This window comes from Streptomyces sp. NPDC022910 (assembly GCF_055561075.1).
This window is the reverse complement of record NZ_JBVHHL010000119.1, coordinates 1-7,973: the sequence shown is the minus strand read 5'-3', so window position 1 is coordinate 7,973 and position 7,973 is coordinate 1. Positions and strand designations below refer to the sequence as shown.

The window sequence follows — 7,973 nt, the reverse complement described above, 5'->3', positions numbered from 1 at the left end:
CGCCTGACCACCCGCCAGCCGACGACCAACACGGTCACCGGCCGTGACCACACGCCTGAATCCATCACCCAGCGCACACCAGCTGAATGTTTACCATAGTACGTGTGCTGGCGACCCCTCTCTACCTGCATATTCGCAGGTCGGAGGCGGTTTGGCGGTCCGCTGGCGTCCGTGGTTGTGTGTTGATGTCCGTGGTTGTTGCCGTCACTACTGCCGTCAGCGGTATAGACCACATGGGGTGACTGGCGGTCCGCCCTCGTTCGGGCTCCCGCGCCGTGCGGGTTGTCCCTATCCTGGCGTCATGAACACCTTGCGTGAAGAGCTGCACGAGCTGATCGACCGGCTACCGGAGTCGCAGGTCGCGCCGATACTGGCCCTCGTGCGGGAGAGCACTCCGGCCGAGGACGGCGGGCAGGAGTGGCCCCTGCCCGACTTCGTCGGCGCGCTGTCCAGCGGCAAGGGTGACCTGGGCGCCCGCTCCAGCGAGATCCTGCGCGCCGAACTGGGGCGCGAGACCGAGTGATCATCTGGGACACCGGGGCGCTTGTCGCCGCCGCCGATGCCGACGACCAGGACCACGCCCGCTGCGTGGAGCTGATGCGCCGCACTCCACGCCCGCTGCTGGTCCCCTATCCCGTGCTCACCGAGGTCTGCTACCTCCTGGAACGCGAGCACGGCACCCGCGCGGAAGCCGCCTTCCTGCGCTCTGTCAGTCTCGGGCAGATCAGCCTGATCCCCCTGGCCGCCCAGGACATCGACCGCATGGTCGAACTGGTCGAGAAGTACGCCGACTTTCCCCTCGGCGCGGTCGACGCGTCCGTTTTCGCCGTCGCCGAGCGGCTCGGCGCGGATGCCATCGCGACCTTGGACCGCCGTCACTTCAGCGTCGTGCGTCCCAAGGCGCCCCGCTCCTTCACCCTCCTGCCGTAGCCAGGCTGCCACGCTGACGTGCCCGGTCGCGCGTGGGGGCGGTGGGATCTAGGACCGGTGTCCTGTGCAGTGCTCCCCCGGCCGGCCCGTTTCCCGGGGAGGGGCCTGCCAGCGACGGGCCCGGAAGCTTCGCTCCCCGCCGCAGGCGGGACCGGCCGCCGCCCCCGGTGAGCCCAGCGCGACGCACCTGAAGGGTCGGCCCCCTGGCTGGCCCTGTGCCTGCGATCCGGCCGTAGGACGGTCGTAGGCGACAACTTGCTGGACCCGCCAGGAGCCGGTCATCCCGGCAATCTGGCCGGTTGCCGCTCTCGCAGTCCTGGGCCGTTCCCTTGCCGGGGCGGCTGGCCTCCCGAGCGAACGGCGGGCTTGTCGGCGACGGCGGTCAGCCAATGCGGGCGGGGCCCGCCTTGAACCTCGTAGAGAAAATCTGAACGCACGCCCCGTGCCCGCCCGGCACGGCGGGTCAGTGGCCCCGCTCGCCGCTGCCCGACTCCAGGGCCTCGACGCGGCCACGAAGGTCGGCGATCTGCCGAGCGGCCTCAGCCAGCGCACGTTCCAGCGCCTCGACGCGGGCCGTCGTCCCGCCGACGGGTGCGGTCGCCTCGGGGCCGTCGAGGTCGGCATCGTCGGCGGCGTGGTCGTGGTGGGCGACGAAGGCGCCCTTGCCGGGACGGGAGACCGCCCACCCGTCCTGCTTTAGCAGGGCCATGGCCTTCTGCACGGTCAGGCTCGCCGCCCCGAACTCCCGCATCAGCACCGCCTGCGTCGGCAACGCGTCCCCGGCCGCAACCCACCCGAGCGGATCCGCTCACGCAGGGACTCGGCGATCACCTCGAACGTCAGCGGCACCCCGCTGCCCGCCGGCCCGCGCCCGCGCCTCGCCACCACCACGCCCGGCCACCCCCTGCTTTCCCATGCCCTCTACCAGCAAAATCCGGCCCGTCCAAACCCGGAAACCGGCCCCACACTACCCGCGCCCCACCACCCGCAAGAAAGGAATCAGGAGGGATGTGATCACCACCGCGCCCCGCCGACCGGACCCCCTCTGGTCTGGCCCAGCGCCCAACTTCGAGGCGCCTCCTTCCCTTGTGAGCCGATCACTTCGGCCTGCCCACGTCACCCCGCGCCGTACCGCTTCCGCGTTCCCGCCGAAAGGCCCCTTTCCACATGCCCGCACAGCTCCAACTCTCATATTCCACAACCGTTCCAGCCGCCTCGTCGCATCCCTCGCCATCGGCGTTCACGACGCCGACCTGCCCGGCGGACGTCACCGCCTCGGAGGCGGGGCGGTCGGCGCTGGAGCGCCGCGCCAGGCTCACCGCCAAGCTGGCGAAGCTCGCCGCCACCGGCCAACTCGCACCCCTCGCACGACAGATAACCTCCCTCGGCGGCTGTGCGCACCCGATCCGCCTGACCGGGCACCGCACCCGTCTGGACAGCGCGACCGGTGAGATTCTCGACCACTTCGATTCCGGCCGGCTCCCGGCGGGCGAACTGCTGGTCCGCTGCGGCAACCGCCGCGCCACCCGCTGCCCCGCCTGCTCCACCGTCTACCGCTACGACACCTACCAACTCATCGCCGCCGGCCTGCGCGGCGGCAAGACCGTCCCCACCAGCGTCGCCGCCCACCCCCGCGTCTTCGCCACCCTCACCGCCCCAGGCTTCGGCCCCGTCCACAACCAGCCCGACACCGGCCGCTGCCACTGCGGCCAGGTCCACTCCGACGACGACCGGCTGCTGGGCACCCCGCTCGACCCCGAGCGGTACGACTACACGGGCGCGGTGCTGTGGAACGCGCACGCCCCGGCCCTGTGGGCACGCTTCACCACCCACCTGCGGCGGGAGATCGCCAAGGCGGCTGGGGTGACGCAGCGGGCCCTGCGGCACCACGCCACGCTCTCCTACGCCAAGGTCGCCGAGTACCAGAAACGGGGCCAGGTCCACTTCCACGCCGTCATCCGCCTCGAGGGACCCACCGGCCCCAGCAGCACCCCGCCCGCCTGGGCCACCGCCCAGCTCCTCGACCACGCCGTCCGCGCCGCCGCCCAATGCACCCGCGTCCACCACGAGGGCGAACCGCCGAAGCAACCGCAGCCCGCCGGATACGTCCCCGCGTCCCCGCCCCAAGCCTCAGACCGGACGGGGCGGTTGGTGTTCCGGTTCGGGCGGCAGATCGACGTCCGGGCGATCCGCAGTACGGACTTCACCGGTGGCGGCCCGGTCACCGAGCGGCACGTCGCTGGCTACATCGCCAAGTACGCCACCAAGGGGGCCGAGACCACCACCGGCACCCTCGACCGCCGCCTCCGCTTCCTCGCCGAACTCGCCACCCACGACATCACCGACCACGCCCGCCGCATGATCCGCACCGCCTGGCACCTCGCCACCAAGCGCCGGCACGCCCACCTCCGCCTGCGCCAGTGGGCCCACATGCTCGGCTTCCGAGGTCACTTCTCCACCCGCACCCGCCACTACTCCACCACCCTCGCCCACCTCCGCGCCGAACGCACCGCCTGGCGAACCGGCCGACCCGACACCCAGACCCCAGCCCCAGCGCCGACTGAGCCGCAGACCGGCCAGACGGACGGCAGTCCGGTCGGTGACCGCGCCGAACACTCCACTGACCTGGCCGCCGGTCACCGTCTCGGTCACGGCAACATCGCCGGTCAGCGCGTGGACTCGGACACGACGCTGGTCATCTCCCACTGGCAGTACGCCGGAACCGGCCTCCTGCCCGAACTCGAACACCTCGGCGACCTCCTGACCGCGACGCGACAGACCCGACCCGAGCAACCAACCCGAACCCGGCACTCGGAGCGCCCAGGTGACCGCGCCGGTCACCCGGTCGGTCACTCCACTCATCGGCTGACCGGTGCTGTCCGGGCGGGGGCCGTCGCGTGACCGCCGGCACCGAACTCCTCACCGTCCCCCAGGTCATGGCCCGCCTCCAACTCAGCCGCACCGCCGTCTACGACCTGATCCGCTCTCGTCAGCTCACCTCCCTCACCCTCGGCCGCGCCCGCCGGATCCCCGCACACGCCCTGACCGACTTCATCCGCACCCGCCTCGACCAGGAAGCCGCATGACGACCACACCCCGCGACACCCCCGCCTCCCGCCGCACCCGCGCCAACGGCGACGGAACCGTCTACCAGCGCAAGGACCGCCGCTGGGAAGCCGCCGGATACGTCCTCGCCCCCGGCAACACCCGCAAACGCGTCCGCGTCTACGGCAGCTCACGCAAGGATGCGCTGGCCAAACTGACCGAGAAGATCGCCGCCAGCAACCGTGGTGTCCCCGCTCCGTCCGCGCAGGGCAGCCTGGCCGCATACCTGACGTACTGGCTGGAGAACGTCGCCGTCCATCAGCTCCGCGAGAACACCCACACCCGCTACACCGCCGTTACCCGGCTGTATCTCATCCCTGGCCTCGGACGGAAGAAGCTGGCCAAGCTCACCGCCAAGGACGTCCGCACCTGGCTCAACCAGCTCCGTACCACCTGCCAGTGCTGCACGCGCGGCCTCGACACTGCCCGCGACCAGCCCCTGTGCTGCGCTGCCGGAAAGTGCTGCTCCAGGCGGCTCTCGCCGCTGACCCTGGCCTACGTCCACTCCGTGCTCAAGTCCGCCTTGGAGCATGCCGTGCGCGAGGAGGAGGTCCCACGCAACGTCGCCCGCAACGTCCGCACCGGTACACCTCGGCCCCGCCGCTTCGAACCCCTCACCGCCGAGGAAGCACGCGAGTTCCTGACCGCCGCCAGCGGTCACCGGTTGCAGCCGCTGTTCGAACTCGCTCTGCACACCGGGCTCCGCAAGGGCGAACTCCTCGGCCTGCGCTGGGAAGACCTCGACCTCACCGGTGGCACCGCCAGCATCCGACGCACCCTCCAGCGCACCAACTCCGGCGGCCTGACCGCTCTACCGACCAAGACCCAGAGTTCCGAACGGCGCATCGCCCTGCCCACGCCGTGCCTGCGCTCCCTCGAACAGCACCGCACCCAGCAGCGCCAGGAACGCGAAGCAGCAGGCAAAAGCTGGCAGAACAGCGGCTACATCTTCACCCGACCCAACGGTGCCCCGATCGAAGGGGCCACCCTCACCCGGCACTTCACCACCCTGCTGCGCCGGGCCAGGCTCCGCCGCATCCGGTTTCACGATCTCCGTCACTCGGCGGCGACCTTGCTCCTGGAACAGGGCGTGGAACTTGTCGTGATCAAGGAACTCCTCGGCCACGCCCACATCGGCGTCACCGCCACCGTCTACGCCCACGTCCGACTCCGCCTCCAGCGCCAAGCCATCGACACCCTCAGCAACGCGCTCCGCGACCCCACAGAGGAGACCACCAAGCCGGACGACGGCGACGATCCGCCACTTTGTGCAGCACCCGTCCTCTGACGTTGCCGTCAACTACTGCCGTCAAGACCATCAGAAGCCCCGCCAGAATATATTTCGGCGGGGCTTCTGTGGTCGCACTGAAGAGTTGTCTCAGTTATCCGAAGTCCGGCTCTCCGGCACCCGCCGACTCAGCCTTGCATGCCATCTATGCATGAATTGAGCCAGTGCTCTATTGCCCGCTTTAGAATCGAGATGCGAAGGCATTCCACCCTCTGGGTAGATCACATCTCTCATCTCCTCCGGATAGCCAAGGTCAGCCCATGCCGAGTCCAGGAGGTCGAATCGTGTCTCCGAATTCGAGGTGGCCCTGCCGATAGCTGCAGCAACGTAGTACTGCCAGATATCGCAAGAGTCTCCTTTCTCATACCTCTGCAGGCCACCCGCGATCCCCCTGACGGCATCAACGTCATCTGGGAGTCGAAAAGAGATCTCCAGTTCCTCGGGCATCAGGGGTAGCGCCCTTCGGCTCAGCTCGTCGATGACCTGCACGAGCGTTCCGGTGTCCATCAGTCCCGAACGCCATCCGTACGAGAGCTCCCCCGCATACGGGAAACCGAACTCAAAGAATGATTCCGGATGGAACTTCGGCCATACCTCTCGCATCAGCACGCTCCTTAACTAACCTCGACCTGGCTCAAAGGCCTCGTGCACGAGCGTTCCCGTCCGGTCCACGATCCAGTGAAATATTCCAGACTTCCCATTGACTTCTCCCGGTATCGAAACATGCATGGGATTGTCCGGGTTCATAGGGTCGCGCTGAGGTTGCCGCCAGACCGTGCCATGCTCGGCAATTTGATCCTGCATGAAGAACGGAGCACGGTGATATGGGTCCGACTTCACCGCAGCGGAACTCCCACGAGGAGCATTCTGGATGATTCCCTGAGCCTCCTCAGGCGACGGGAGATAGTGGTCCGTGGGCGCCACAGTGCAGTTATGAACCAAGATCGGAGTCGACCCGGCGAGTACATAGTACGTGTGGAGGGTACCGACGGTGAGGTCGTAGGTGGTGCCGTGCTGGTGGAAGTTGTGGACTGCGGTCACCGTCACGGTGGTGCCGTCGGGGCGGCGTAGTTCCGTGCCGGGGGTGAGGTTGTGGGCGTTGGTCCAGCGGTGATGGGTGACGTCCCAGAAGGGGTGGTGCCAGGTCGTGGTAAGGGTGGGCCGGGCGAGCGCGTGATCGGGTGCGTGAGTGTGTGCGTGCTGCGGTGGGTCTCGGACTGGGGTTGTGTCCAGGGTCAGGGTGGTGAAGTCGCGGTCCGCGTGGGTGACGATGACGTTCTGGACCGTATCCGGCGCGGTTACGCCAGTCTGCGGATCTGTGGCCAGGACCGTGTCGCCGGCCTTGACCTTGCTGATCGCTTTCGACGTGCCGTTCGCGAGTCGCACCGGGGTGCTGGGCAGGAAACTGTGTGTCAGGCAGCCTCCGGCCTCTTCGACCGCGTCGGCCCCAGCCCTTTCGGCGTCAGCGATCGCGCGTTCGGCCGCAAGCGCATCCTCTGCGACCTTGGCGACCTCTTCCGCGTCCTTGACCGCGGTGTAGGCGCGGTCAAGAGAACGCCAGACCTTGAATGCTTCGATACCGACCTTGATGGCTTTGAAGGCTTTGCCCCATGGGACGGCGTTGAGGGCGGTGTTGACGCAGCCCATGACGTCGCCCTTGGTGAAGCAGTTGTAGGCGTCGGTGAGGCCGATAACGTCAGCTATGAGGCTGAGTATCTGGTGTTTGAAGCCTGCGGCTTGTTTCTTGGCTGCGGCGACGGCCGCGTCGGCTGTTGCTTTCTGACGTTCCAGGGCACGTTCTTCCGCCTGGGCGCTGTTCGTGCTGTTGCTGACATTGGCCTTGTACTGCTTGCCGTATGCCTCGGTGTTGTTGGGGGTGCTGCCCGAGCCCGGGTGGTCGTTTATCGACCTCTTGATTCCTTCCCGGTCGCCTGGGGTGTAGTTGACCTCGATTCTTCCGAGGGCTGACGGCGGCGTTGTGAGCGGCTGGCTGCCCGATATGTCCCGTGCCGTGTCGGGACTGGCCGTCGCGTGACGCTGCGGGGGCGTCGGGTTCCACGGGCCCGAGGGTGGTGCGGTGCTGTCCTTTCCGGTGTCGTCGGGGTGACGGACTGCCGTCAGGTGAGACATCCCATGGCGTCGGAGTGTCAAGCGGCGGTGGTGAGGTTTGCGTGGTGTGACCATGCGGTGGCCTCGTCGTAGCGGGTACGGGTCTTGAGACATCCGTGGAGGATGCCGACGAGGCGGTTGCCTAGCTGCCGCAGGGCGGGGTTGTAGCCCGCGTCACGGGTTCGCTGTTTGTCGTAGTACCGGCGGGCGCCGGGCGAGGTGTTCAGCGCGGAGAACGCCTGCTTGTGGAGGGCGTCGGCGAGGCGGTCGTTGCGCGCGTAGCGGGCCTGGACGGTGTGTGTCTTGCCGGAGGCACGGGTGATGGGGCTGGTGCCGGCGTAGTTCTTGCGGGCTTTCGCGGAGGTGTAGCGGGTGGGGTCGTCGCCGAACTCGGCCAGCACCCGGGCGCCGGTGATCTCGCCGATGCCGGGCATCGACAGGTAGATCTCAGCCTCGATCCACCGCGTGAGGGGCTGTCTGTGGACGGGGAAATAGGAAGAGGTGCCTGCTGACCTGCGATGATGGGAGTTCCTACGCTTCC

At 68.2% G+C, this 7,973-nt stretch carries 9 protein-coding genes; 5 read left to right on the top strand and 4 right to left on the bottom strand.

Annotation, left to right across the window (positions count from 1 at the left end; all coding sequences use genetic code 11):
- Nucleotides 1-301 precede the first annotated feature (301 nt).
- Nucleotides 302-523 (top strand): hypothetical protein, encoded by a 222-nt coding sequence (locus tag ACZ3TS_RS41985; protein ID WP_467628230.1) that lies wholly within the window; start codon nucleotides 302-304, stop codon nucleotides 521-523.
- Complete coding sequence (locus ACZ3TS_RS41980) at nucleotides 520-930, top strand: type II toxin-antitoxin system VapC family toxin (protein WP_467628227.1); 411 nt, start codon at nucleotides 520-522, stop codon at nucleotides 928-930. The genes ACZ3TS_RS41985 and ACZ3TS_RS41980 overlap by 4 nt, the downstream gene beginning before the upstream one ends.
- 463 nt (nucleotides 931-1,393) lie before the next feature.
- Here the strand turns inward: ACZ3TS_RS41980 and ACZ3TS_RS41975 are convergent, their stop codons facing one another.
- Complete coding sequence (locus ACZ3TS_RS41975; protein WP_467628225.1) at nucleotides 1,394-1,702, bottom strand: GntR family transcriptional regulator; 309 nt, start codon at nucleotides 1,700-1,702, stop codon at nucleotides 1,394-1,396.
- A gap of 395 nt (nucleotides 1,703-2,097) precedes the next feature.
- Between ACZ3TS_RS41975 and ACZ3TS_RS41970 the strand changes: the two genes are divergently transcribed.
- Genes ACZ3TS_RS41970 through ACZ3TS_RS41960 form a run of 3 tightly spaced genes read left to right on the top strand, consistent with a single transcriptional unit; the run spans nucleotide 2,098 to nucleotide 5,323 of the window.
- Nucleotides 2,098-3,831 (top strand): replication initiator, encoded by a 1,734-nt coding sequence (locus ACZ3TS_RS41970; protein ID WP_467628222.1) that lies wholly within the window; start codon nucleotides 2,098-2,100, stop codon nucleotides 3,829-3,831.
- The gene (locus ACZ3TS_RS41965) at nucleotides 3,828-4,016 is read left to right on the top strand and encodes a helix-turn-helix domain-containing protein (protein WP_467628219.1); all 189 of its coding nucleotides are present in this window, start codon (nucleotides 3,828-3,830) and stop codon (nucleotides 4,014-4,016) included. The genes ACZ3TS_RS41970 and ACZ3TS_RS41965 overlap by 4 nt, the downstream gene beginning before the upstream one ends.
- Nucleotides 4,013-5,323, top strand: a complete 1,311-nt coding sequence (locus tag ACZ3TS_RS41960) for a tyrosine-type recombinase/integrase (protein WP_467628217.1) — start codon at nucleotides 4,013-4,015, stop codon at nucleotides 5,321-5,323. Before ACZ3TS_RS41965 ends, ACZ3TS_RS41960 begins: the two co-directional genes overlap by 4 nt.
- 90 nt (nucleotides 5,324-5,413) lie before the next feature.
- Here ACZ3TS_RS41960 and ACZ3TS_RS41955 read toward each other — a convergent pair whose 3' ends face one another.
- From ACZ3TS_RS41955 to ACZ3TS_RS41945, 3 genes are all read right to left on the bottom strand, one after another.
- Nucleotides 5,414-5,926: a hypothetical protein gene (locus ACZ3TS_RS41955; RefSeq protein ID WP_467628214.1), complete on the bottom strand. Its 513-nt coding sequence runs from the start codon at nucleotides 5,924-5,926 to the stop codon at nucleotides 5,414-5,416.
- A gap of 15 nt (nucleotides 5,927-5,941) precedes the next feature.
- Nucleotides 5,942-7,453: a polymorphic toxin-type HINT domain-containing protein gene (locus ACZ3TS_RS41950; RefSeq protein WP_467628212.1), complete on the bottom strand. Its 1,512-nt coding sequence runs from the start codon at nucleotides 7,451-7,453 to the stop codon at nucleotides 5,942-5,944.
- A 17-nt stretch (nucleotides 7,454-7,470) separates the two neighbouring features.
- Nucleotides 7,471-7,973 (bottom strand): transposase (locus tag ACZ3TS_RS41945; RefSeq protein ID WP_467628209.1); only part of this gene is annotated, 503 nt, incomplete at its 5' end.